The following is a 22,172-nucleotide window of genomic DNA, read 5'->3' as shown; positions in this document are numbered from 1 at the left end:
CGGTACCTCAAAAGCGCCGGGGCCGGCCGGGGAGACACTCCCCCGGCCGGCCCCGGCGCTTCGGTGTCAGGCCGGACGCAGGGCGGGACGGCGTTCCCGGCGGCCGTGGTCCATGGTGTCGAGCCAGGTGCCGGGCGCGGAGGAGCGCAGCAGCGCAGTGCCGACGAGGAGGCCGGCGTATCCGGCGTCCAGCAGCCGGGCCGCCACCTGCGGTGTGTCGATGGCGCTGGCGCTGACCGGGCAGGGGGTGCCGCTGGCGTGCAGCGCGGGCAGCAGGTCCAGGCTGCGGCCGATGTCGCCGGTGTCGCGTTCGCGGCGCTTGATGTCCTTGTTGTTGACGGCGATCACGCAGTCAGCGGCGTGCGGTACGGCGGCGATCTCGGCCTCGGTCGTGACTTCGACGAACGGGGTCAGTCCGGTGCGCAGCGCGGCGGCGACGAGGGTGGCGAGCACGGAGGCGGGCAGCAGTGCCGCGGTGAGCAGCACGGCGTCGGCACCGAGGTCCCGGGCGGTCTGCAGCTGGTCTCTCCGGGTGATGAAGTCCTTCTGCAGCAGCGGCAGATCGGTCAGGCGGGCCACGTCGCGCAGCAGGTCGGCGGTGCCGCCGAACCAGCGGCCGGTGACGACGGAGATGCAGGGGGCGCCGGCGCTTTCGTAGGCGGCGACGGTTTCGGCGGGGGTGTGCCCGGCGATGAGGTCGAAGCCGTGCGCGTCGCGCCGCTTGACCTCCATCACGACGGGCCGTCGGGCGGTCAGCAGGGCCTCGATGAACCGCGACGTCATGAACGCTCCTTGAGGTCGGTGCGGTCCGCGCGCGGGGTCGGGCGCGGTCACACGGTGGGCTGTGCGGTGCGCGGCGCGCCGGCCGGTCGGGCCGAAGCGGTCGCGCCGGCGCGGCCGCGCGGGGCACCGGCCGCGGTGGGGACGTCGAGGCCGCCCCCGCGGCGGGGACGGCCGGTGGCGGCCCGGGGTGCGGTGCGGGCCGCGGCGGTGCGGCCGAGGGCCGGCCGTGACGGCCTGCCGAGGCGTTCGGCCGGGTGCGGGCCGGTGGCGGGGCCGCCGCGGGCGAGGACGTCGTCGTCCTGCCCGCGGGCGGCCCCGTGGACCGTGAGCGGCGGTGCGGGGGCCGTCGTCACCTGCCCAGGCCCAGCTGGGAGGCGATGCGGTTGTACTGGATCTCGTTGCTGCCCGAGTAGATCGTGCCGCCCACGGCGTTGCGCACGTCCTGTTCGAGCCCGTACTCGGTGGTGTAGCCGTAGCCGCCGAAGACCTGGACCGCGGTGAGCGAGCTGCTCACGTTGGCCTCGCTGGTCACCAGCTTGGCGATGGCGAGGTCCTCGGTGACGTTCTCGCCGTTGGTGAGCCGTTCGGCGGTGTCGTACAGCCACTTGCGTGCCGTCTCCAGGCCGATCTTCACATCGACGATCTTGTTGGCGATCGCCTGGTAGGTGCCGATCGGCTTGCCGAAGGAGCGGCGGGTACGGGCGTATTCCACGCAGCGGTCGAGACGGTGGCGCATCTCCCCGGCGTTGACGATGAAGGAGAAGAGGATCTCCCGCTTCATCACATGGTCGAGGACGATGAAGCCGCCGCCGACCCGGCCGAGGACCCGCTCGCGCGGGACGCGGCACCCGTCGAGGTACAGCTCGCTGAGCTGCGAGGTGCGCAGCCCCATCTTCTTGATCGGCCGGCCCACGGTCAGGCCCGGGGTGTCGCGGTCGACGAGGAACGCGGTGACGCCCAGGGCCCCGCCGTCGGGGCGGGTGCGCGCGTACACCACGAACACGTCGGCGACCGGGCCGTTGCTGACGAACGTCTTGCTTCCGCTCAGCACGAAGTCGTCGCCGTCGCGGACCGCCCGGGTCGTCATGGCCATGGCGTCCGAGCCGCCCTCGGCCTCGGTGATGGCGTGGGCCCCGATCGCCTCGCCGGAGCAGATCAGGGGCAGGTACCTCGCTTTCTGTTCGGGGGTGCCGAACGCCTCCAGGGGGATGCCGGTGCTGGCCAGGGTGGTGGTCACCGAGAAGCTCAGTCCGGAGTCCCGGCAGTGCTCGCCGAGCCCCTCGAGGACGTACATGGTGGTCAGCAGGGACTGGCCGAGCCCGCCGTACTCCTCGGAGAACGGCAGGGCGAGGATGCCGGTCCGCCGGACCGTCTTCCACTTGTCCCAGGGGAACTCGGCCTGTTCGTCATGGGCGATGTGGTCGGCGCTGAGCGCCTCGCCCCACCGTGCCAGGCTCTCCCTGAGGTCGGCCTGGTCGGCATTCCATCGGATCACCGAATCACCTTCGCTGGGGTGGGTGTCAGTACGCGGAGGAGGAGTGTTCGTCCAGGCTGTGCACCTCGTCGCCGCGCAGCGCGGGACTGAACACGCACACCAGGCGCAGGTCCTCGTGCTCGGCGGCGACCAGGTAGTGGGCGTCGTGCCGGTCGAGGGCGTACAGGCGGCCCGGCGTGATGGGGTGGACGGTGCCGTCGAGCTCGATCACCTCGCCGGAGCCCTCGATGCAGTAGCAGGCCTCGAGGTGGTTGCGGTACTCCAGACGTGACTTGGTGCCGGCGCGCACGGTGGTGTCGGTGATCGTGTAGCCGACGTTGTCGGCGGCCACCAGGAAGCGGCGGCTGAGCCCGTTGCCCCAGTCGACGGTGGTGACGTTCTCCAGGTCACGGATGATCATGTCGGTCTCCTGATCGTCGAGGTGGTTCCTTCGAGGTTTTCGAGGGGGCCGGCCGGCTCGCTGCGGAGCGACCGGACGAACGGGTGCAGGACGTCGGTGACGCGGGCGCCGGTGGTCAGGGCGTGCTCGACGCGGGCCACCGTGGCGGAGCCGACGATGGCGGCGTCCGCCCCGGAGGCGGCGACGGCTTCGACGTCCTCGGCGGTGCTCACCCCGAAGCCGACGGCGATCGGGGAGCGGGTGTGGGCGCGCAGGCCCGTCACGGTGCCGGCCAGGGCGGCGTGGCCGGCGGCGGGCGGGGTGCCGCTGCGCCCGTAGTGGGCCACCAGGTACAGGTAGGCGGTGGCGTCACGGGCGGCCTGGACACGGGTGGGTTCGGGGCTGGAGGCGTAGCAGGTGCCGACGGTGGGCAGCCCGGCGTCGGCGGCCGCCTGGAGGTGGCGGGCGCGCAGCCGGGGCGGCAGGCCGTGCACGAGCAGGCCGTCCGCTCCCGAGTCGGCGATACGGCGGGCCGTGGCGGCGGGGTCGCGGTGCTTGAGCGAGTGGCTCCAGTCGGCGAGCAGCGCGATACGCAGCCGGCGCAGGCCCGGCCGGACGCGGGCGACGGTGTCGAGGACGTCGTCCAGGGTGGTGCCGTTGTCCAGGGCCCGCCGGGCGGAGCGGCGGATGACGGGCCCGTCGGTGACCGAGTCGGGGAAGGGGACGGCCAGTTCGAGGCAGTCCACTCCGCTCTCGTCGAGCATGGCGGCCACGTCGGCCAGTTCCTCCAGCGGTGGGTCGCCCGCGGTCAGGAACAGGGCGAGCCCGATCCTGCCGCTCGCGCGGGAGCCGGTGAAGAAGTCAGCCATGGCGGCCTCCGACCGGGCGCGCGGCGGCGCGCAGCCGTTCGGCGAGGTCGCGGGCGCCGCCGCCGGTCACGGCCTCCTCGGCGGCGCTGAAGGCGGCCGCCCAGGTGGGGTGGTGGCCGGCGGCGACGGACAGCGCCGCCGCGTTCAGGCACACGGTGCGGGTGGCGACCGTACCGGCGCGGCCGGCGAGGACGTCGAGGAAGTGCTCCGCGGCCTCCTGCGGCGGGCGCGGCCGCAGATCCTCGGGGCCGCCGCCGGCGCCGGTGATCTCGCCGGGCCGGATCCGCAGCAGGCGGCCGTCGTTGACGTACACGGTGTTGTCGGCGAAGCCGAGCAGTTCGTCCGCGCCGTGGTCGTTGGCGCACAGCCACAGGGTCCGCTCGGTGCACGCGGCGGCCAGCTGCCGCAGGTCGTCCAGCGGCATCGCCCCGGAGACGCCGGTGACCTGGGCGGCGACCGGCAGGTGGGCGAGGAAGGGGCCGACGGCGTTCAGGAAGCGGCCGAAGGGCTTCATGCTCACCGGTGCCACCGTGCGGGCCAGACGGGCGAGCGACGGCGGGTAGACGAACGGCCCGGCGAAGGCGATGCCGTGCCGGCCGAGCAGGTCCTCGGTCTGGGCGAGGGAGGACGTCAGCCGCACGCCCAGCCGTTCGAGGAGGTCGACGGAGCCCAGGGAGGAGGTGTGGGCGCGCGAGCCGGTCTTGACGACGCGTACACCGGCGGCGGCCGCGACGAACGCGGAGGCGGTGGAGATGTTGAAGGTGGCGGGCCCCCCGCCGGTGCCGACGACGTTGACCGTGCCCGGCCAGGTGCCGGTGGCGGGCGCGGGGTGGCGTTCGCGCAGGGTCGCGGTCAGGCTGTGCAGGGTCGCGGGGTCGGGCAGCCGGGTGGCCAGCGAGGCCAGCAGGGCGACGGCCTGCTCCCGGGGGAGCGAACCGTCGCCGAGCCGGTCCCACAGCGACCGCCACGTCGCCGGGTCGGCCACCGTGCGCCGCGCGAGCAGCCCGGTGAGCGCCTCGTGCATGGTCAGCCGCCCACCCGCTGGCGCGATCCCTCGATGAACGCGTCGATCGCCGTCACGCTGCGGAAGTTGTTCGGGTCGAGGTCGGTGTCGTCGACGGCGAGGGCGAAACGGTCCTCCACCCAGGCGATCAGCTTCAGCACGCCCAGCGAGTCGATGACGCCGTCGGAGAGCAGGTCGTGGTCGTCGGCCAGCTGCTCGGGGCTGACATCGGGCAGGAACTCCTCGATGAGGAACTGCTTGATGGTGGCGGTGTTGCTCATGGTGTTCTTCCTTCTTCTCGGCTTCGGCGCGGCAGACGGTCGAACGCGGCGCGGTCGACCTTTCCGGTGGGGGTCTTGGGCAGCGGCTCGCCGGCGATCCGTACGACGGCGGGGACGGCCGTCCGGGGCAGGCTGCGGGCGCGGTGTTCCTTCAGCTCCCGACAGGCGGTCTCCTCGGCGTGCCGCACGAGCGCCGGCGCGTCGGGGCGTTCGCGGACCTGGGTGAGGGAGCCGCCGGCGAGTCCCGTGCCGTCACTCATCGCCGTTCCCGGGTCCGGGCGCGCCGCCGTCCAGCAGGACCCAGCCGTTCTTGACGGCGGCGCCCTCGGGCACACGGCAGGTGAACCGCACGACCCGTCCCTCTGCGTCCGGTTGGTAGGCGACGTCGAGGGGGCGGCCGTGCAGCACCGGTGCGGAGAAGCGGCCCGACACGGTACGGATCCGGGTGATGTCCCCGCCGGCATAGCGGTCGGCGATCTCCTCGCAGGCCAGGGCGATCACGCTCATGCCGTGGGCGAGGACGGTGGGGAAACCGGCGTCCTGGGCTGCCTGTTCGTCCAGGTGGACGGGGTTGAGGTCGCCGGAGGCACGGGCGTAGCCGCGGATGAAGCCGGCGCTCAGCTCGTGCCGGGTGGTGACCGGCTCGCCCGGGGTGGCGGCGGGAGCCGCCGTGGCCGGCGGTATCTCACCGAACGGCTCGATGCCGGTGGCGCCGACCAGCAGGGCACCGGTGAGCAGTTCGGCGAACGGCGTGCCGTCCTCGCCGGTCAGGGTGGAGCGCACGGCCAGGCGGGTGCCGCGGGCCTCGCGGCGGGCGCCGAGCACGTCGACGGTGACGGTGACCGGTTCGCCGGGGCGCACCGGGCGCTCGGTGCGGATGTCCTGCCCGAGGTGGATCACGGAGCAGGGCCGCGGCTCGCCGGCCGCCAGGTCGCGCACGGTGGCGTCGGCGAGGGTGTGGGCGAGGACGAAGGCGCTGACCGGGGAGGCGCCGTCGGTGGCGGCGGGGCCGGGCAGGGCGGCGCGCACGGCGGTGCGCAGGGCGGTCAGTTCGGCGGTGGTCGGGGTGTGCCGGACACGGCGGCGTGCGGGGGCGGCCCGGTCGGCGCCGTCCGCGGCGGGTACGAGGGTGGTCATACCGGCGTCACCACCATGCTGGCGTTGTGGCCGCCGAAGCCGAAGGAGTTCGACAGGGCGGGCCCGGAGGCGACGGACCGTGGGCGGGTGTGCACCACGTCGATCTCCATTCCCTCTTCGAGGTGTTCGTGGTTGGCGGTGGGCGGCACCTCGCAGGCCCGCATGGCCTGGACGGCGGCGATGAGTTCGACGGCTCCGGCGGCTCCGATGAGGTGGCCGAGCACCCCCTTGGAGGCGGTGACCGGCGGCCCGCCGGGACCGAACACCGCGCGCAGGGCGGCGGCTTCGGCGCGGTCGTTGTGCGGGGTCGAGGTGCCGTGGGCGTTGACGTGGACGATCTCGTCGGGGGCGAGGCCCGCGTCGGCGAGCGCTCCGGTCATCGCGGCGGCGGCGCCGGCCCCGTCGGGCAGCGGCATCGACAGGTGGTAGGCGTCGGCGGTGGCGGCGTACCCGGCGATCCGCGCGTAGGGGGTGGCGCCGCGGGCGGTGGCGTCGTCGAGCCGTTCGAGGACGACGAAGCCGGCGCCCTCGCCCATGACGAATCCGTCGCGGTCGCGGTCGAAGGGCCGGCTGGCGCGGGCGGGGTCGTCGTTGCGGCCGGAGACGGCGTTGAGGTTGCCGAACGCGGCGAGCGTGACGGGGCTGAGGGTGGCCTCGCAGCCGCCGGCGATCACCACGTCGGCGCGGTGCGTCTGGAGCAGCGCCGTGGCCTGCCCGATCGCGTCGACGCCGCTGGCGCAGGTGGTGGCGACGGTGAGCGCCGGTCCGGTCCAGCCCAGCCGCAGCGCGATCTGCGCGGCGGCCGCGTTGGGCATGGTGATCAGCGGCATCAGCGGGTTGACGCGGGCGGGGCCGCCGGCGGCGAAGTTCAGCGACTCGCGGTCGCTGGTGGTGCGTCCGCCGACGGCGTTGCCGACGACGACGGCCGTGCGGTGCGGGTCGGGGGCCGGGGCGCCCGCGTCCCGGTGGGCGGCGAGCGCGGCCGTGGCGCCGTACAGGGCGAACGGGTCGAGGCGCCGGGCGTCCTTGGCGGGCACCAGGTCGAGCCGGTCCAGTCCGCTGACCTGGCAGCCGATGCGCACCCGGTGCTTCTCGAGGCCGGGGTGGGTGAGCTCCGCGGCGGTCGAACGGCCGGCCCGCAGCGCGTTCCACAGGGCGTCGGGTGTGCAGCCGGCCGGGGTGACCACACCGATGCCGGTGATCACGACCGGGGGCTTGGCGGGTGCAGCAGTCATCGTCGCTCTCCGGGGGACGGCGGGCGCTCAGGCCGGGAGGATGCCGCAGGCGCGGGCGGACCGGACGAAGGCGTCGGCGGCGAAGTCGATGTCCTGCGGGGTGTGCCGGGCGGTCACCGCGATCCGCAGGCGGGCCAGATCGTTGGGGACCGCGGGGGTCACCACCGGCAGGCCGATGACGCCGTTGGCACGGCAGGTGGTGGCCAGGTCGTAGGCGGCGTCGTCGGAACCCGCGATCAGCGGGATGACGGCGGTCTCGCTGTCCTGGGTGCGCAGCCCCTCGGCGTTCAGCAGGGAGCGCAGCCGGGCGGACTCGCGCTGGATGTGGGCGACCCGCTCGGGTTCGCGCTGCAGGATCCGCAGGGACTCCAGGGCGGCGGCCGCCTGGGCGGGGGCCAGGGCCGCGGAGAACAGGAACGGGCGGGCGGCGTAGCGCAGATGACCGATCAGGTCGGCGGGGCCGGCCACCCAGCCGCCCATGGAGGGGATGGCCTTGGACAGGGTGCCGAGCTTGATGTCGACCTGGGCGGTGTGGTCGAAGTGTTCCTCGATGCCGCGTCCGCTCGCGCCGATGACGCCGAGGGCGTGCGCCTCGTCGACCATGAGCAGCGCGTCGTGTTCGTCACACACCTTGCGCAGCTCGGGCAGCGGGGCGATGTCGCCGTCCATGGAGTAGACGCTGTCGACGACGACCAGCCGGACCCCGTCAGGGCCGGCCGCGCGCAGCCGGCGGTCAAGGTGGTCCACGTCGTTGTGGCGGAACCGGGTCACCGTGGCCCCGGACAGCTTGCAGCCGTCGACGATGGAGGCGTGGTCGTACTTGTCGATGAACACGGTGTCGCCGGGGCCGACGAGGCCGCCGACGGTGCCGACGTTGGCCGCGTAGCCGGAGCCGAAGACCATCGCGGCCTCCCGGCCGGCGAACCGGGCGACCTCGGACTCCAGTTCCTCGTGCAGCGGGATGGATCCGGCCAGGGCGCGCACGCCGTGGTTGCCGGTGCCGTACAGGTCGACGGCGGCCTTGGCGGCGGCCACGACGCGCTCGTCGCCGGCCAGGCCCAGGTAGCTGTAGCCGGACATCATCAGCAGGCGGCGGCCGTCCAGGTCGGCGTGGGCGCTGTCGCGTTCCACCGTGTAGGCGACGAAGCTGTTGCGGCGGTTCGGCTCCCACTCCAGTGACTTCACGCGCTGCAACGTGGCCGCCAGCTTCGGCTCGAGCCGTTCCCAACCTCCGGTCGCGTTCACGTGAGTCTCCTTGAAGAGTGTCGGGCGCGATCCACCGGGCCGCCTCGATTGTGCGTCGACCCGTTCTCGAGTGGATTTCTACGCCGTCCTCCGCAAGAGGTCCGCAACAGGGGTGCCGCCGGGAAATGGAACTCAGGTCTCCCCCGATTCCGGCTGGAATGTTCTCATCCTCGATTGACACGCCAAGCACCCTTGAGGGTAATGTCCCGGCCAAAGCACAGGTAATGAACCAGCCGTTTATTCACGATCAGCCGGCAACGGCTGAGGGGGAGTGTCCGACGTGCTGATACGACTCGCTGGGCTTGTCACCATCGAGCACGACGGCGAACCACCACGGCACCTTTCGAGCGCCCAGGCCCAAGTCGCCTTCGCCCGGCTCGTCCTGGAACGGCGCACCGGCACGGGCCGCGACCAGCTGGCGGACACGGTGTGGCCGCAAGGGCTGCCGGAGACGTGGGCGTCGGCGCTGCGCAGTGTCATCAGCCGGGTCCGCACCTTCGTCGCCAGCTCCTCGCAGAAGCCGGGCGAGACCCCGCTGGTGGCGCAGAGCGGGCGGTATCTGCTGCGGCTGCCCGAGGACGCGGCCACGGACGTGGAGGCCGCCGAGGCCGCCGTGTCGGAGGCACGCCAGGCGTACGCGGAGCGGGCGCACGCGGTGACGTACCAGCTGGCCACGGGGGCGCTGGCGAATCTGCGCGGGGCGTTCCTGCCCGCGCACGACGGGGAGTGGGTGCAGACCACCCGCGAGCGGATCAACGAGCTGCGGCTGACGGCGCTGGAGCTGGCCAGCCTCTCGGGCGCCGCGCTGGGCAACGATCACCACGCGCTGCGCTATGCCGAGGAGGCGGTGCGCCGGGCTCCGTTCAGGGAGAGCGCCCACCGCTGCCAGATGGCGGCGCACGCCAGCGCCGGCAATCCCGCGGAGGCGCTGCGCGTGTACCACGAGCTGCGGGAGATGCTCGCGGACGAGCTGGGCATCGAACCGGCCCCGCGCACCCAGCGGCTGTACCTGGAACTGCTGCGCGGCCAGCCCCGACGCACCGTGCCCACGAGCGCCGCGGTCCGCAGAGTGGACCCGCTCCTGATCGGCGCCTTCGAGGCCCTACTCCCACCCCGCTGACTGACCGGCGAGCCCGACCCGGCGCCCCGCAACGGCGCCGGAAGCCCCCGGCTGACGGGGGCACAGAGAGGCCGCCTGCCACGCGAGGCGGGACGCCCACGTGGGACGCCCACGCGGGGGGCGAGGAAGGCGCCGCCACCCGGCAGGCCCGCCAGGCTGACCGAACCGGCCCGCCCGGCGCGCGCCGCGACGGCCCCGGAAGCCCCGGCTGGCGGGGGCACAGAGGGCCCCCGGCCGCCCGGGCGGCGAGGAAAGCGCCGCCACCCGGCAGGCCCGCCAGGCTGACCGGCCGGCCCGCCCGGCGCGCCGCGACGGCCCCGGCGCGGTGACGCGGAAAGCGTCAGTCCCCGGCGGAGCGGCCCATCCCCGCAGGGGCTCCCGCCCTGCGGGGATACGGCGTCTCCCCCACCCGGCGGGGCCGGCCCCTGGCCGACGGGGCTCCCGCCCCGCGGGCATACGACATCACCCTCGCCCGACGGGCCTGCCCTTGGCCGACGGAGCCCGCCCCGCGGGCATACGACATCACCCCCGCCCGACGGGCCAGCCCTGGCCGACGGAGCCGGGCCCCGCGGGCATATGGCGTCACCCCCCACCGGCGGGGGCCCGGTCCACAGTCGCCGGGGAGGCGGAAAGCCACCCCGGCCGACCGGGGACGCAGAAAAGCCCCGGCCGAGGGGGACCGACACAGAAAGCCGCCGGCCGAAGAAGACGTAGAAAACCCGCGGCCGGAGGACGGGCGCAGAAAGCCCCCGGGCCAGGGGGCTTGAAAGATCTCGGTCGGCCTGTGAGGGCTGGAAAAGGGGTGGCCGGATCACAGGGGGAGTAAAGCGAGTGGGACGTGGAAAGCGTCCGCGGAAATGATCCGCGGACGCTTTCCGCGGCGTGCCGGGAATCCGCCGCAGACGGAATTCGACCCACCGGCACGCCGGGCACGGCGAACGGTCCGAGGGGGAAGACGGACCGTTCGCCGGCATATTCCGCGGCCGTCACATGATGGACACTCCGCTGTCGATGCTGATGACCTGACCCGTCATGCAGTCCTGGTCCAGGAAGAGCCCCACGCTGCGGGCGACCTCCTCGACCGTCACGAACCGCGGAACGGGGGCCTTGCTCTCCATTCCCTCCTTCACCCGGTCCGGCAGGTCCCGGGTCATGTTGGTGATCATGAACCCGGGCGAGAGGGCGTTGACCGTCACCCCGCGCCGGCCGCACTCGGCGGCCAGGGTGCGGGTGAAGCCGATCAGCCCCGCCTTGGACGCCGAGTACGCGGTCTGTCCCGGCGTCGCGATGATGCCCGAGGGCGACACCACGTTGATCACCCGCCCCCAGCGCCGGCGCACCATGTGCGGCACGCAGACGCGCGCGGTGTGGAAGGAGCCGACCAGGTTCGTCTGCACGACCTGGGCCCAGTCCGCGGGGGCCTGCATCACCATGACCTGGTCCTTGCGGACCGCTCCGTTGTTGACCAGGACGTCGACCGGGCCGAGCCGCTCGCCGATCTGCTCGTACAACGCGGTGACGGCGTCGTAGGAACCGACGTCCCCGGTCACCAGCACCGAGTCGTTGCGGAGTTTGTCCTGCACGGCCCGGGCCGCTTCCCGCGAGCTGTTGTAGTGGACCGCGACCCGGCAGCCGAGCGCGTCCAGTTCGATCGCGAGAGCCTGTCCGAGTCCCCCGGAGGCCCCGGTGACCAGGGCCACCGGGCTGTCCGGGCGGCTTCCCGCCGGCTTGCTGCTCATGACTTTCCTCCGCCCCACCTCAGCAGCATGGAACCCCAGGTCATCCCGGCGCCGAAGCCCGCGAGCAGCACCAGGTCGCCCTCGCGGATCCGGCCGCCGTCGAGCGCCTCGGCCAGCGCGATCGGGATGGACGCGGACGCCGTGTTGCCGTACCGCTCCAGGTTCGCCACCAGGGCCTCGGGCCGCAGTCCGGTGTGGGAGAGGATGGAGTTGATGATGCGGATGTTCGCCTGGTGCGGGATGACGTGGTCCACCTCGGCGGCCTCCACCTTGGCGGACTGCAGCGTCTCGCGGACCGTACGGACCGTGTAGCGCACGGCGTTGAGATAGATCTCGTTGCCGTTGATCTGCGCGTAGTGCAGGCCCTGGCGCACCGTCTCCTCGGTGGTCGGCATCCGGCTGCCGCCGGCGAGCACCTTGAGACTTCCGGTGCAGCTGCCGTCCGCTCCCAGGTTCCAGGCCAGTACCCGGTTCTCGGGTGCCGGCTCGATGACGACGGCGCCGGCGCCGTCACCGACCAGGATGGACAGGTTGCGGTCGGCCGGATCGGCGGTGAGCGTGTGCGTGTCCGAGCCGATCAGCAGGATCGGCCGCGGATCGATCGCGACCAGCGCCATCGCCGAGACCAGGCCGTACAGGAAGCCCGCGCACTCGGAGTTCACGTCGTGCGCGCTGCCGGCGATGCCCAGTTCGTGGTGGACGAACGCGGACGTCGCCGGCGAGGGCTGCTCGGGTGTCGCGGTGGCCACGATCAGGTGCGCGATGTCACCGCCGCTCAGTCCCGCCTTCTCCAGGGCGCGACGGCCGGCCTCGACGGCCAGGGAGGCGGTGGTCTGACCGGGGCCGACGGCACGCCGTTCACGGATTCCGCACCGGCTGGTGATCCAGTGCTCGTCCACGCCGAAGCGGTCGGCCAGCTCCTTGCTGGTGACGACGCGTTCCGGGACGGACATGCCCCACCCGGTGATGTCGAAGCCGTTCACGTCGCCGCCCGCTCAGCTCTGCGCCGGAACGAGCGCGAGGATGCGGTCGTAGACGGTGCGCAGCGTCGTGGTGTCGTCGATGTCCGCGAAGAGCGACTCGTCGGCCGGGATGTCGGGGTAGGCGTTCTGGAACGCGTACAGCCACTCCATCAGGTCCAGGGAGTCGACGTCGGGGATGTGCTGCAGAGGGTGGTCGGGGTCGACCTGCTGGGCTCCGGACACGGCCTCCAGCCGGTTCGCCAGCTCTTCGATCGTCGGCACAGACATGAGGTGGGTCCTTCCTCGCAAGGGCTAGGCGCTGTTCGAGAACGCATGGAAGCGGCCACCGCGCAAGGCGCGCGCAACACCGCCCGGCGCCCGCACCGGTGTTGCACCTGTCTTGCGAGCGGCGGGTTATCTCGTCTGCCGTCGGCGTCTCGCGCCAGGCACAGCGATCCGGACAGGAGTTGAGGACGAAGATGACCACGGTCGAAACACGGTCGGTCCCCGAGGTCGACGCGATCAGGCACCACTACGAGGTGAGCAACGAGTTCTACCGCCTCCTGCTGGGCCCGACGATGATGTACTCGGGCGGGTACTGGGAGAAGGGCGAGGGGCTCACCGAGGCCCTGGACGAGGCCCAGGAGCGCAAGCTCGACCGGTTCGCGGAGCTGGCCGGCGCGGCCGGCGCGCGCCGGGTGCTGGACGTCGGCTGCGGCTGGGGCACCCTGCTCAACCGGCTCACCACGGTGCACGGCGTGGAGCAGGCCGTCGGCCTCACCCTCAGCCGCACCCAGGAGGAGTTCATCGCCGGCCTGGACAACCCGCGGATCGCGGTGCGGGTGGAGAGCTGGGAGGACCACACCACCGACGACCCCTACGACGCGGCGTTCTGCATCAACGCGCTGGAGCACTTCGTCTCCTCCACGCTGCCGCCGCGTGAGCGCACCAAGAAGTACCGGGTGTTCTTCGGCAAGGTGGCGGCCGCGCTGAAGCCGGGTGCGCGGTTCGTGCTGCACACCATGACCGCGGAGGCGCTGCCGATGAACCGGCAGCTGCTGGACGACCTGAAGTTCCTGCAGCGCTCGGAGTTCGAGAACTGCCACATCCCGCACCTGCACGAGCTGACCCAGGCCGCCGAGGGCCTCTTCGACGTCGTCGAGATCGTCAACGAGCGCGAGTCGTTCGCCGTCGCCTGCCGTGCCTGGCTGAAGCTGCTGGCCGAGCGCCGGGACGAGGCCGTCGCGCTGGAGGGCGAGGAGGTCGTCGCCCGCTTCGAGCGCTACCTCGACATCTTCGCGTACACGCTCGAGGACAAGTTCTTCAACAACTTCCGCGTCACCATCGCGCGCCGCTAGGAGGCAGGGACGTGACGAGCATTCTCGAACCCGCGCACAGCGGGGAGGCGTCCGCGCCGCAGCCGGCTCAGAGCTCCGGCGGCCCGCAGCGCCATCTGCGGGTCGCCGTGATCGGCAGTGGCTTCTCCGGCCTGGGCATGGCCATCCGCCTGCTGCAACAGGGCATCGACGACTTCCTGGTCTTCGAACGGGCCGACGAGGTCGGCGGCACCTGGCGGGACAACTCCTACCCGGGTGCGGCCTGTGACGTGATGTCACACCTGTACTCGTTCTCCTTCGCGCAGAACCCGGGCTGGCAGTCCACCTTCGGCAAGCAGCAGGAGCTGTACGCCTATCTGCGGGACACCGCGGACCGCTTCGGGGTGCGCCCCCACATCCGCTTCGGGCACGAGCTGCTGGCCGCGCGCTGGGACGAGGCGACCCGCCGCTGGCACATCCAGACCTCCCAGGGCGACTACACCGCGCAGGTCCTGGTCAGCGGCACCGGCTACCTCAGTGAGCCGTCGGTGCCGGACATCCCCGGTCTCGGCGACTTCGAGGGCACCGTCTTCCACTCCTCGCGGTGGCGGCACGACCACGACCTGAGCGGCCGCAACGTCGCGGTCATCGGCACCGGCGCCTCGGCCATCCAGTTCGTGCCCAAGATCCAGCCGGTGGTGGGCCGCCTCGACGTCTACCAGCGCACGCCCCCGTGGATCGGCCCCAAGAACGACAAGCCGACCAGTGCGCTGCAGTCCGCGCTGCTGCACCGGGTGCCCGGCTACCAGAACTTCCGGCGCAACTTCAACATGTGGGGCCGGGAGATCCTGGCGTTCGTGATGAAGCGGCCGGCCGTCGCGCTGAAGATGCAGAAGATGGCCAGCGACCATCTGAAGAAGTCCGTGCCCGACGAGGCGCTGCGGCGCAGGCTCACGCCCGACTACGTCATGGCCTGCAAGCGGCTGCTGTTCTCCAACACCTGGTATCCGGCGATCCAGCAGCCCAACGTGGAGCTGGTCACCGACTCCGTCGACCATGTGCGCGCCCGCTCGATCGTGACGGCGGACGGCACCGAGCGCCCGGTCGACACCATCATCCTCGGCACCGGGTTCAAGGCCACGGACCGCCCGTTCGCCGGGCGCGTGACGGGCCGCGACGGCCGGGTGCTGCGCGAGGTGTGGCGCGAGCAGGGCATGGCCGCCCACCGTGGCTCCGCCGTCGCCGGCTTCCCCAACCTGTTCCTGCTGCTGGGCCCCAACACCACCCTCGGCCACTCCTCGCAGGTGGTGATGATCGAGGCGCAGATCGGGTACGTCCTGGACGCGCTGAAGACCATGGAGAAGCGGAACCTGGCCTCGGTGGAGGTGCGCCAGGAGGCCCAGGACGCCTGGAACGAGCAGCTCCAGGACCGGCTGCAGGGCACGGTGTGGAACGCCGGCAACTGCCGCAGCTGGTACCTCGACGAGCACGGCCGCAACCCCTCCATCTGGCCGACGTACACCTGGCGATTCCGCCGCCAGACCAGCCGTTTCGACCCCTCCGAGTACCGGCTCGCCACGACGGTGGGCGCCGGGCTGCCCGTCCTCGACCACGTGTAGAGCAGGAGAGAGACACCATGAGACACAGCGCTCCTACACGTCGCACCGTTCTGGGCGGTCTCGGCGCAGCGGCCGCCACCGTCGCCGGCTGGAGTGCGGCCGACCGGTCCTGGGCCGTCGCCGGTGACGCCTCCGGCGTCGCGGCACTGCCGGCGCTCGACGGCACGCTGCGCCTGACCCCGGCCGACACCGCCGAGTTCGCCAAGGACTTCGGCGCGATGATCTCGCGCACCCCGTGGGCGGTGCTGCGGCCCGGCTCGGTGCAGGACATCGTCAAGATGGTCAACTACGCCCGCGCCAACCGGCTGTCGATCGCGATGAACGGCCGCGGCGGCACGGGCACGGACCTCGAGTCGCACTCCTGCTACGGCCAGGCGCAGACCAGCGGCGGCATCTCCATCGACGCCCGCGGCCTGTCGAAGATCATCAAGGTGGACTCCTCCGGTGCCGTGGTGGAGGCGGGCGTCACCTGGGCCCAGCTGACCGAGGCGGCGCTGGCCAAGGGGCTGACCCCGCCGGCGCTCACCGACTACCTGCATCTGTCGGTGGGCGGCACGCTCAGCGTCGGCGGCGTCGGAGCGACCGTGCAGACCTACGGACTGCAGGTGGACACCGTACGGTCGCTCGACATCGTCACCGGCACCGGGCAGCTCGTCACCGCCAGCAAGTCGGTGCGTCCGGACCTGTTCCAGGCGGCGCTGGCCGGCGGCGGCCAGGTCGGCATCATCGTGCGCGCCACCATCGATCTGGTGCCCGCTCCGCAGAAGGTGACGGTGTTCCAGCTCGTCTACCGCGACGAGACCGCCTATCTGGCCGACGCCGAGAAGGTCATGGCGGAGCGCCGCTTCCAGGGCCAGGTCGGCGAGATCATGCCCGCCCAGGACGGCTCCGGCTGGTGGTACAAGCTGGAGGGGCAGGCCTACTGGGCGGGGACCGCCGCACCCGACCGTGACCGGCTGCTGGCCGGGCTGCACGACGACCGCTCACTGCTGACCGTGGAGGAACTCTCCTACCGCGACTGTGTCTTCCGCACCGACGCCGACGAGGCGTGGCTGAAGGAGAACGGCTACTGGAACCAGCCCAAGCCGTGGCTGAGCCTGTTCCTGCCGGCCTCCCAGGCCAAGGCGTTCGCCCAGGCGATCGAGCAGCAGCTGACCGCGGACGACCTCGGCGCCGGCTTCCTGCTGTTCTACCCGTATCCGACGGCGAAGCTGACCCGGCCGCTGGCCGTGCAGCCGGACGAACCGGTGGCCTACCTGTTCGACCTGCTGCGTTTCCCGGCGCCCGGCGCGGACGTGCAGCGGATGCTGGAGCAGAACCGCCGGCTGTACGACCTCGCGGTCTCCCTGGGCGCCAAGCGCTACCTGGTCGGCGCGGTGCCGCGCATGACCGTCAGGGACTGGCAGACCCACTTCGGGTGCACCTGGAACACCCTGGTCGCCGCCAAGAAGACCTACGACCCCGCGAACATCCTCACTCCCGGCCAGGGCTTCTTCGGCTGAGGCCGAGGCCCTTCGCGCACCGGACATCCGACAGGAGTTGGGCATGACGAGTTACGACCTGATCGACGAGGCGGTGGTGGACGCACCGCCCGAGGAGGTGTGGAGCATGCTCCTCGCCGAGTTCCGCGGGGCGTCGGCCTGGTGGGTGCCGGCCAACACCTTCGCCCCCGCCTTCGGTGCGCCGGACGAGGTGGGCGGTGAGGTGCGGGTCACCGTGCACACTCGGGGCGCCGACAAGGGGGGCCTGAAGCTGCGCTTCACCGCGCGCACCACCGCCGTGGACCCGGCGCGGCGGCTGTCGGTCGAGTATGTCGACGGGGTCTTCCGCGGGGTGAGCGACTTCGTGCTGGACCCGCTCGACGACGGCCGCCGCACCCGGATCGGCATGCACTTCCGGGGCCGCCCGGCCGGCTGGCTGAAGCTGCTGGCGAAGGTCGCGGACATCGGCGCGGAGCACTCCAAGGCCACCAGTGAGGCGTTCGTGCGGCTGGGGCACCTGCTGGGGCAGCGCCGGCCGGAGGCGGTCCGATGACGACGGCCCTGACGCGTACGGCGAGCGAGACGCAGGTCGGCACCGACGACGGCGCCCGGCTCGCGGTGTCGGTGCTCGCCCCACTGGCGGAGCCGACGGGCACCACCGTGGTCCTGGTGCACGGCTGGGCGGCCACCCGGCGGGTGTGGGGCACGGTCGCCGACCGGCTGATCCGCGCCGGGCACCGGGTGGTGCTCTACGACCAGCGCGGCCACGGCGCCTCCCGGCCGGGGCGTGAGCCGCTCGGCGTGGCCCGGCTGGGCGCGGACCTCGGGGCCGTGCTGGAGCGGACCGCGGGGCCCGGCGCGGTCGTCGTGGGGCACTCCGGCGGCGGTTTCGCCGCCCTGGCCCACGCGGCGGCCGACGCCGCCACGGACGGGCTGGGCGGACTGGTCCTGCTGGGCACGGCGGCCCATGAGCAGGACACCCCCGACAGCGAGGTCCGCATGATGGGCAGCGGCCTGTTCCAGTGGGCGCTGTCCCGGCCGGCCCTCGGCCGCAAGCTGCTCGGCCAGACGATGGGCAAGACGGCCGACGCGCGGCTGCGCGAGGTCAACCGGCAGATGTTCGCGGGGACGGCGCCGCGCGTACGGGCGGAAGCGTTCGCCTGCACCCGCGGCATGGACCTGCGGCCGGGCCTGGTGTCGGTGACGGTGCCGACGGTGGTGCTCGCCGGGGAGCAGGACAAGGTCGTGGCCCCCCGCCTCGGCCGCGACCTCGCCCAGGCGCTGCTGCGCGCCCGCTACGAGGAACTGCCCGGCGCCGGGCACATGCTCCCGCTGGAACGCCCCGACGCGGTCACGGACGCGGTCGCCGAGGTCACCCGGGCAGAGACGGGCTGAGCGGCCGCCGTGCCGCCCGGCCCCGGCACCGGCTCACGCGGCACGCCGGCACCGGTCCCCCGACCGGACGGCGACCGCCTGGGCGCGGTGCGCGCGGGGGGGCCTGGGCGCCGTACTCACCGGGGCCTTGAGCGTTGCCGTACGCGCCGGGGCCTGGGCGCCGTAGCCCGGGCCCCGAGTGCCGCACGCCGGCCCTCGCTGCTGCCGTTCCCCGTTCCCCGCGGTGCCGTGGGCGCCGTACTCCCCGGGAGCAGGGCGGTGTCGGGGTCAGGCGGGGAGGGGTGGGCTGAGCAGCCGCAGGGACGTTCCGGCTCGGCGGGGGCGGTCGCCGGCGGCCGCCTGGGCGCGGTACTCCTGCGGGCTCATCCCGCGTACCCGCTTGAAGGCGGAGCTCAGCGCGAAGCCGCTGCTGTAGCCGACCCGCCGGGCCACCGCGTCCACCGTCGTGTCGGGTTCGCGCAGCAGGTCCGCGGCGAGGGTGAGCCGCCAGCTGGAGAGGTAGGCCATCGGCGGCTCGCCGACGACCGCGGTGAAGCGCCGGGCGAGCTGGGCCCGGGACACACCGACCTTGCGGGCGAGCGCCTCCACCGTCCACGGCCGGGCCGGATCGTCGTGCAGCAGGCTCAGCGCCGGCCCGACGACCCGGTCGCTCTGCGCCCGGTACCAGGCGGGCGCCCCGGAGGCGGGATCGGCGAGCCAGCCGCGCAACACGTTGACCAGCAGCAGGTCCAGCAGGCGGTCGAGGACGAGTTCCTGGCCCGGCTCGTCGCGGGCCACTTCCTGGGCGAGCATCCGGATCAGCGGGTCGGTGCCCTCGCCCACGGGCCGTACCAGGACGGCGGGCAGGGCGCTCAGCAGGCGCCGGCCGATCTCGCTGGGCGCCTGGTAGGTGCCCGAGAGCATCACCGCCGAGCCCTCCCCGAGCGGGTCCCCCCAGGTGCGCACGCCCAGCGCCATCGTCTCGGTGACGTCCTCGCCGTCGGTGGTGCTGCACCGCTGTTCGGGGCCGACGGTGATCTGTACGCCGGTGTCCGGCGCGTCGGAGATGACGTACGGGTCGGGTCCGCGCATCACCGCGACGTCGCCGGTACGCAGCCGGACCGGGTCGGCCCGGTCCGGCCGGGCCCAGGCGTCGCCGTGCACCATCGTCACCACCGAGACCGGCGCGCGGTCCTCGATGCGCAGCGCCCACGGCGGGTTGAAGACGGACTTCAGCAGGAAGGCGCCGCGCGCCTTGGGCCCTTCGAGCAGGCCGGTCATCGCATCCATGTCATCCTCCGAGCGTGTGACCGGGCCTCGCGGCCCGACGGACGGCAGCCACAGGCGCCTGCCCCGGCGGGACGGGGGACGACCGCCGGGGCAGGCGCGGTCAGGAACGCCCCCGCAGCACCAGGGCCCGGCCGACGCAGAGCAGCGCGGCGGTGCAGGCCAGGGTGCGGGTGGCGTTGGCCGGGACCCAGACGCCGCGGAATCTGCCGCGCAGGGCGGCCAGGGCGGGTCCGGAGGGGGCCGGTCCGAGGCGGGCGAGCTGCCGGTTGAGCGGGAGGTTGATGCCCACGGTGAGGGCGACGGCGCCGGAGTACAGCGCGAGCGCCGCCCACGCCCACCGTGCGGCGCGCGCGAGCCCGAGGCGGCGCAGCCGCAGCCCTGCGGCGCCGGTGGCGAGGAACGCGCCGCAGAAGACGATCCCGAACAGACCGTTCTCGATGGCGTCGTTGATGTGGTTCATGACGCTCGCGAAGGTGGCGTCGTCGGCGCGGTCCAGGCCGGGCATGACGGAGACGTCGAACGCGAAGTACAGGCCGGCGCTCAGGCCGAGGGCGACGGCGGCGGCGTACAGCGCCGTGTCCCCGTCCTTGCCGGAGCGGGCGGGCGCTGCCGGGCCCGGGGCGAGGGCGGGCAGGGAACGCGGGGCGGTCTGGGTCACTGCTGCTCCTTGTCGTCCACCCGCGCGTCCTGCCGGGGTGCGTGCTCCTGCTGGTCGGCCGTGGAAGCCGTGGAGGTCACGGAGGCCGTGGAAGCCGTGGAAGCCGTGGAAGCCGTGGAAGCCGTGGAGGCCGTGGCGAGCCGTACGACGGGGGCGAGGGATTGCCGGTAGCGCCGGCGCAGCACGGTCCGGCCGAGCAGCCGCACGGGCGGCGGCATGGTCGCCTCGACCAGTGCCGCGGAGGCGGCATCGGCCTCGTCGAGCATCCAGGGCGGCAGATGAGTGAGGACCCGGGGCGGGGCGGTGCGCAGCAGCCTGCGCTCGACGTCCTGGTAGTCCCGCGGGCCCAGGGCGGCGAAAGCGGGGAAGGCGACCTGCTCCTCGTCGGCCAGGTGGGCGCCCAGCACGGCGGCGAAGGAGTCGGCGGCCGGCACGAGGAGCGCGGGGTCACCGCCGCGCAGGGCCTCGCCGACCCGGTCCATGGCGGTGTCCAGATGGCCGTGGTCGTCGGCGAGGGCGCGGGAGGACTCCGCGAACTCCGGCAGGGCGCGGCACAGGTGGGGCCACAGGACGTCGTCCTCGCTGCGGTGGTGCCAGTCGATCACGTCGCGCAGCCGCCGCCACCAGGTGTCCACCGGTCCGAGCTGTCCGGGCCGCGCCGCACGCGCCGCCGCGGCGAGTCTGCGGGCGTCACGGCGCATCGCGATGTGCATCAGCGCGAATGCGTGGAAGTGGCCGGGCAGCGTGTGCAGACGCTCGCTCGACATCGGCGGGGAACCGGTTCCGGTCACGGCAGGGCCTCCTCCCCCGGCGGGGGTGACAAGGCGGGCGCCGGCCGCGGCCCCGGGGCGGGGGCCGCGGCCGACGAGCGCGTCAGGTGTTCCACACGCCGCCGGCGGCGGCGTCGCGGGCGAAGTCGGCGAAGTCCTTCGGCTTGCGGCCGAGGGCTTCCTCGACGCCGTGGACGAGGTGGGCGTTGCGTCCGTCGAGGATCAGCCCGAACAGGTCGGCGAACTCGACGGGAAGCCCGTTCTCCTCCAGCGACGTGCGGTAGGCGTCCACGGTGACCGGCGTGTAGGTGATCTCGCGGCCCGTGGCCTTGCTCAGTTCGGCGGCGATGTCGTGGAAGCTCAGCAGCCGCGGCCCGGACAGCTCGTAGACCTTGCCGGCGTGCCGGTCCTCGGTGAGGGCCGCCACGGCGACGTCGGCGATGTCGTCGGCGTCGACGAACGGCTCCACCGCGTCCCCGGTGGGCAGGGCGAGCTCGCCCGCCATGACCAGCTCGTGGAAGAAGCTCTCACTGAAGTTCTGCGCGAACCAGCTGGAGCGGATCACGGTCCACTCGGTGCCGGCGTCCTTGAGCTTGTCCTCGCTGATGCGGGCGCCTTCCTCGCCGCGCCCGGACAGCAGCACCAGACGGCGTACGCCCTTGGCGGCCGCGGCCTTGGCGAAGGCTCCGACGGCCTCGGCAGCGCCGGGGAAGGCGAGGTCGGGGTAGTAGGTGACGTAGGCGGCGCCGACGCCGTCGAGGGCGGCGTCCCACGTGCCGGGGTCCTCCCACACGAACGGCGGCTCACCGGACCTGGACCCGACCCGCACCGGCAGTCCTCGTGCGGTGAGCCGCTCGGCCACCCGGCGTCCGGTCTTGCCCGTGCCGCCGATGACCAGGATCGTGTTGTTCGCCGTCGCCGAGGTGTTCTGTGTGTTCGTCATGCCGTTCAGTCAACTCCCTGTCCGGCGGAGGGGACATAGCCGCAAAGCTCACCCTTGTGTGCGGACGTCTACGGCGGATCGCCTGCTCGCCGGGCGGCGGACCAGGTCCGTGAACGTGCCTTCGGGAAGCCTAGGCACGGGCCGCGGACGGCGGCACGGCACCGCGAGGCAGCCTTGAGCGCTCTTCGAGCCCGGCGGCCGGTGGGATGCGTCCGGTCAGTGGCGGTAGTGGCCAGTGTCGGTGGTGGTCAGTAGCGGTAGTGGTCCGCCTTGTACGGGCCGTCCACGTCGACACCGATGTACGCCGCCTGCTCCGGGCGCAGCCTGGTCAGCTTGACGCCGAGGGCGTCCAGGTGGAGACGGGCGACCTTCTCGTCCAGGTGCTTGGGCAGCACGTAGACGCCGGTCGGGTACTCCGACTGCTTGGTGAACAGCTCGATCTGCGCGATCGTCTGGTTCGCGAAGGAGTTGGA

25 protein-coding genes are annotated in these 22,172 nt (G+C 73.1%); 6 read left to right on the top strand and 19 right to left on the bottom strand.

What is annotated here, in order from left to right; all coding sequences use genetic code 11:
* Positions 1 to 66 precede the first annotated feature (66 nt).
* Genes ACZ64A_RS26750 through ACZ64A_RS26700 form a run of 11 tightly spaced genes read right to left on the bottom strand, consistent with a single transcriptional unit; the run spans position 67 to position 8,427 of the window.
* The gene (locus tag ACZ64A_RS26750) at positions 67 to 783 is read right to left on the bottom strand and encodes a beta/alpha barrel domain-containing protein (RefSeq protein ID WP_469813812.1); all 717 of its coding nucleotides are present in this window, start codon (positions 781 to 783) and stop codon (positions 67 to 69) included.
* A gap of 47 nt (positions 784 to 830) precedes the next feature.
* On the bottom strand, positions 831 to 1,136 hold the full coding sequence (locus ACZ64A_RS26745) for a hypothetical protein (RefSeq protein WP_469813810.1): 306 nt from the start codon (positions 1,134 to 1,136) through the stop codon (positions 831 to 833).
* Entirely contained in the window at positions 1,133 to 2,278 is a 1,146-nt protein-coding gene (locus tag ACZ64A_RS26740; RefSeq protein ID WP_469813808.1) for an acyl-CoA dehydrogenase family protein, read from the bottom strand. The genes ACZ64A_RS26745 and ACZ64A_RS26740 overlap by 4 nt, the downstream gene beginning before the upstream one ends.
* A gap of 25 nt (positions 2,279 to 2,303) precedes the next feature.
* On the bottom strand, positions 2,304 to 2,678 hold the full coding sequence (locus tag ACZ64A_RS26735) for an ectoine synthase (protein ID WP_469813806.1): 375 nt from the start codon (positions 2,676 to 2,678) through the stop codon (positions 2,304 to 2,306).
* Positions 2,675 to 3,526, bottom strand: a complete 852-nt coding sequence (trpA, locus tag ACZ64A_RS26730) for a tryptophan synthase subunit alpha (protein WP_469813804.1) — start codon at positions 3,524 to 3,526, stop codon at positions 2,675 to 2,677. The genes ACZ64A_RS26735 and trpA overlap by 4 nt, the downstream gene beginning before the upstream one ends.
* Entirely contained in the window at positions 3,519 to 4,550 is a 1,032-nt protein-coding gene (locus ACZ64A_RS26725; RefSeq protein ID WP_469813803.1) for a hypothetical protein, read from the bottom strand. Before ACZ64A_RS26725 ends, trpA begins: the two co-directional genes overlap by 8 nt.
* 2 nt (positions 4,551 to 4,552) lie before the next feature.
* Positions 4,553 to 4,810: an acyl carrier protein gene (locus ACZ64A_RS26720; RefSeq protein WP_469813802.1), complete on the bottom strand. Its 258-nt coding sequence runs from the start codon at positions 4,808 to 4,810 to the stop codon at positions 4,553 to 4,555.
* Positions 4,807 to 5,070: a hypothetical protein gene (locus ACZ64A_RS26715; protein ID WP_469813801.1), complete on the bottom strand. Its 264-nt coding sequence runs from the start codon at positions 5,068 to 5,070 to the stop codon at positions 4,807 to 4,809. The genes ACZ64A_RS26720 and ACZ64A_RS26715 overlap by 4 nt, the downstream gene beginning before the upstream one ends.
* The gene (locus tag ACZ64A_RS26710) at positions 5,063 to 5,947 is read right to left on the bottom strand and encodes a MaoC/PaaZ C-terminal domain-containing protein (RefSeq protein ID WP_469813799.1); all 885 of its coding nucleotides are present in this window, start codon (positions 5,945 to 5,947) and stop codon (positions 5,063 to 5,065) included. The genes ACZ64A_RS26715 and ACZ64A_RS26710 overlap by 8 nt, the downstream gene beginning before the upstream one ends.
* On the bottom strand, positions 5,944 to 7,182 hold the full coding sequence (locus tag ACZ64A_RS26705) for a beta-ketoacyl-[acyl-carrier-protein] synthase family protein (protein ID WP_469813797.1): 1,239 nt from the start codon (positions 7,180 to 7,182) through the stop codon (positions 5,944 to 5,946). Before ACZ64A_RS26705 ends, ACZ64A_RS26710 begins: the two co-directional genes overlap by 4 nt.
* A gap of 27 nt (positions 7,183 to 7,209) precedes the next feature.
* Complete coding sequence (locus ACZ64A_RS26700) at positions 7,210 to 8,427, bottom strand: aminotransferase class I/II-fold pyridoxal phosphate-dependent enzyme (RefSeq protein WP_469813796.1); 1,218 nt, start codon at positions 8,425 to 8,427, stop codon at positions 7,210 to 7,212.
* A 280-nt stretch (positions 8,428 to 8,707) separates the two neighbouring features.
* Between ACZ64A_RS26700 and ACZ64A_RS26695 the strand changes: the two genes are divergently transcribed.
* Positions 8,708 to 9,547, top strand: a complete 840-nt coding sequence (locus ACZ64A_RS26695; RefSeq protein WP_469813794.1) for an AfsR/SARP family transcriptional regulator — start codon at positions 8,708 to 8,710, stop codon at positions 9,545 to 9,547.
* Positions 9,548 to 10,533: 986 nt separating this feature from the next.
* Here ACZ64A_RS26695 and ACZ64A_RS26690 read toward each other — a convergent pair.
* Genes ACZ64A_RS26690 through ACZ64A_RS26680 form a run of 3 tightly spaced genes read right to left on the bottom strand, consistent with a single transcriptional unit; the run spans position 10,534 to position 12,536 of the window.
* Entirely contained in the window at positions 10,534 to 11,286 is a 753-nt protein-coding gene (locus tag ACZ64A_RS26690; RefSeq protein WP_469813792.1) for an SDR family oxidoreductase, read from the bottom strand.
* A complete protein-coding gene (locus tag ACZ64A_RS26685) occupies positions 11,283 to 12,269 on the bottom strand; it encodes a 3-oxoacyl-ACP synthase III family protein (protein ID WP_469813790.1) in 987 nt (328 codons plus the stop codon). The genes ACZ64A_RS26690 and ACZ64A_RS26685 overlap by 4 nt, the downstream gene beginning before the upstream one ends.
* Before the next feature lie 12 nt (positions 12,270 to 12,281).
* Positions 12,282 to 12,536 (bottom strand): hypothetical protein, encoded by a 255-nt coding sequence (locus tag ACZ64A_RS26680; RefSeq protein ID WP_469813789.1) that lies wholly within the window; start codon positions 12,534 to 12,536, stop codon positions 12,282 to 12,284.
* Between the two features lie 191 nt (positions 12,537 to 12,727).
* Between ACZ64A_RS26680 and ACZ64A_RS26675 the strand changes: the two genes are divergently transcribed.
* From ACZ64A_RS26675 to ACZ64A_RS26655, 5 genes are read left to right on the top strand one after another with little or no spacing between them, the layout of a single operon-like run.
* Entirely contained in the window at positions 12,728 to 13,606 is an 879-nt protein-coding gene (locus ACZ64A_RS26675; RefSeq protein WP_469813787.1) for a class I SAM-dependent methyltransferase, read from the top strand.
* A gap of 11 nt (positions 13,607 to 13,617) precedes the next feature.
* Positions 13,618 to 15,183 carry a flavin-containing monooxygenase gene (locus ACZ64A_RS26670; RefSeq protein ID WP_469813785.1) on the top strand — a complete coding sequence of 522 codons (1,566 nt, stop codon included), beginning with the start codon at positions 13,618 to 13,620 and terminating at the stop codon, positions 15,181 to 15,183.
* A gap of 17 nt (positions 15,184 to 15,200) precedes the next feature.
* Positions 15,201 to 16,685: an FAD-binding protein gene (locus ACZ64A_RS26665; RefSeq protein WP_469813783.1), complete on the top strand. Its 1,485-nt coding sequence runs from the start codon at positions 15,201 to 15,203 to the stop codon at positions 16,683 to 16,685.
* A gap of 43 nt (positions 16,686 to 16,728) precedes the next feature.
* The gene (locus tag ACZ64A_RS26660; protein WP_469813781.1) at positions 16,729 to 17,217 is read left to right on the top strand and encodes an SRPBCC family protein; all 489 of its coding nucleotides are present in this window, start codon (positions 16,729 to 16,731) and stop codon (positions 17,215 to 17,217) included.
* Complete coding sequence (locus tag ACZ64A_RS26655; protein ID WP_469813780.1) at positions 17,214 to 18,059, top strand: alpha/beta fold hydrolase; 846 nt, start codon at positions 17,214 to 17,216, stop codon at positions 18,057 to 18,059. Before ACZ64A_RS26660 ends, ACZ64A_RS26655 begins: the two co-directional genes overlap by 4 nt.
* 267 nt (positions 18,060 to 18,326) lie before the next feature.
* On the opposite strand, the gene ACZ64A_RS26650 is transcribed toward ACZ64A_RS26655, so the two are convergent.
* The 5 genes from ACZ64A_RS26650 to ACZ64A_RS26630 all read right to left on the bottom strand — a co-directional run.
* The gene (locus ACZ64A_RS26650) at positions 18,327 to 19,328 is read right to left on the bottom strand and encodes an AraC family transcriptional regulator (protein WP_469813778.1); all 1,002 of its coding nucleotides are present in this window, start codon (positions 19,326 to 19,328) and stop codon (positions 18,327 to 18,329) included.
* 100 nt (positions 19,329 to 19,428) lie between these two features.
* Complete coding sequence (locus ACZ64A_RS26645) at positions 19,429 to 19,986, bottom strand: anthrone oxygenase family protein (protein ID WP_469813776.1); 558 nt, start codon at positions 19,984 to 19,986, stop codon at positions 19,429 to 19,431.
* Positions 19,983 to 20,777: a hemerythrin domain-containing protein gene (locus ACZ64A_RS26640; RefSeq protein WP_469813775.1), complete on the bottom strand. Its 795-nt coding sequence runs from the start codon at positions 20,775 to 20,777 to the stop codon at positions 19,983 to 19,985. Before ACZ64A_RS26640 ends, ACZ64A_RS26645 begins: the two co-directional genes overlap by 4 nt.
* An 82-nt stretch (positions 20,778 to 20,859) precedes the next feature.
* On the bottom strand, positions 20,860 to 21,699 hold the full coding sequence (locus ACZ64A_RS26635; RefSeq protein ID WP_469813773.1) for an NmrA family NAD(P)-binding protein: 840 nt from the start codon (positions 21,697 to 21,699) through the stop codon (positions 20,860 to 20,862).
* A 248-nt stretch (positions 21,700 to 21,947) separates the two neighbouring features.
* Positions 21,948 to 22,172: adenosylhomocysteinase (locus ACZ64A_RS26630; protein ID WP_469813771.1), on the bottom strand; the 225-nt coding region annotated here is incomplete at its 5' end.

The sequence above is a fragment of the Streptomyces sp. NPDC104814 genome, from assembly GCF_055583185.1.
Note: the sequence above shows the minus strand (reverse complement) of the source record. Positions and strands in the feature narration are given on the sequence as shown.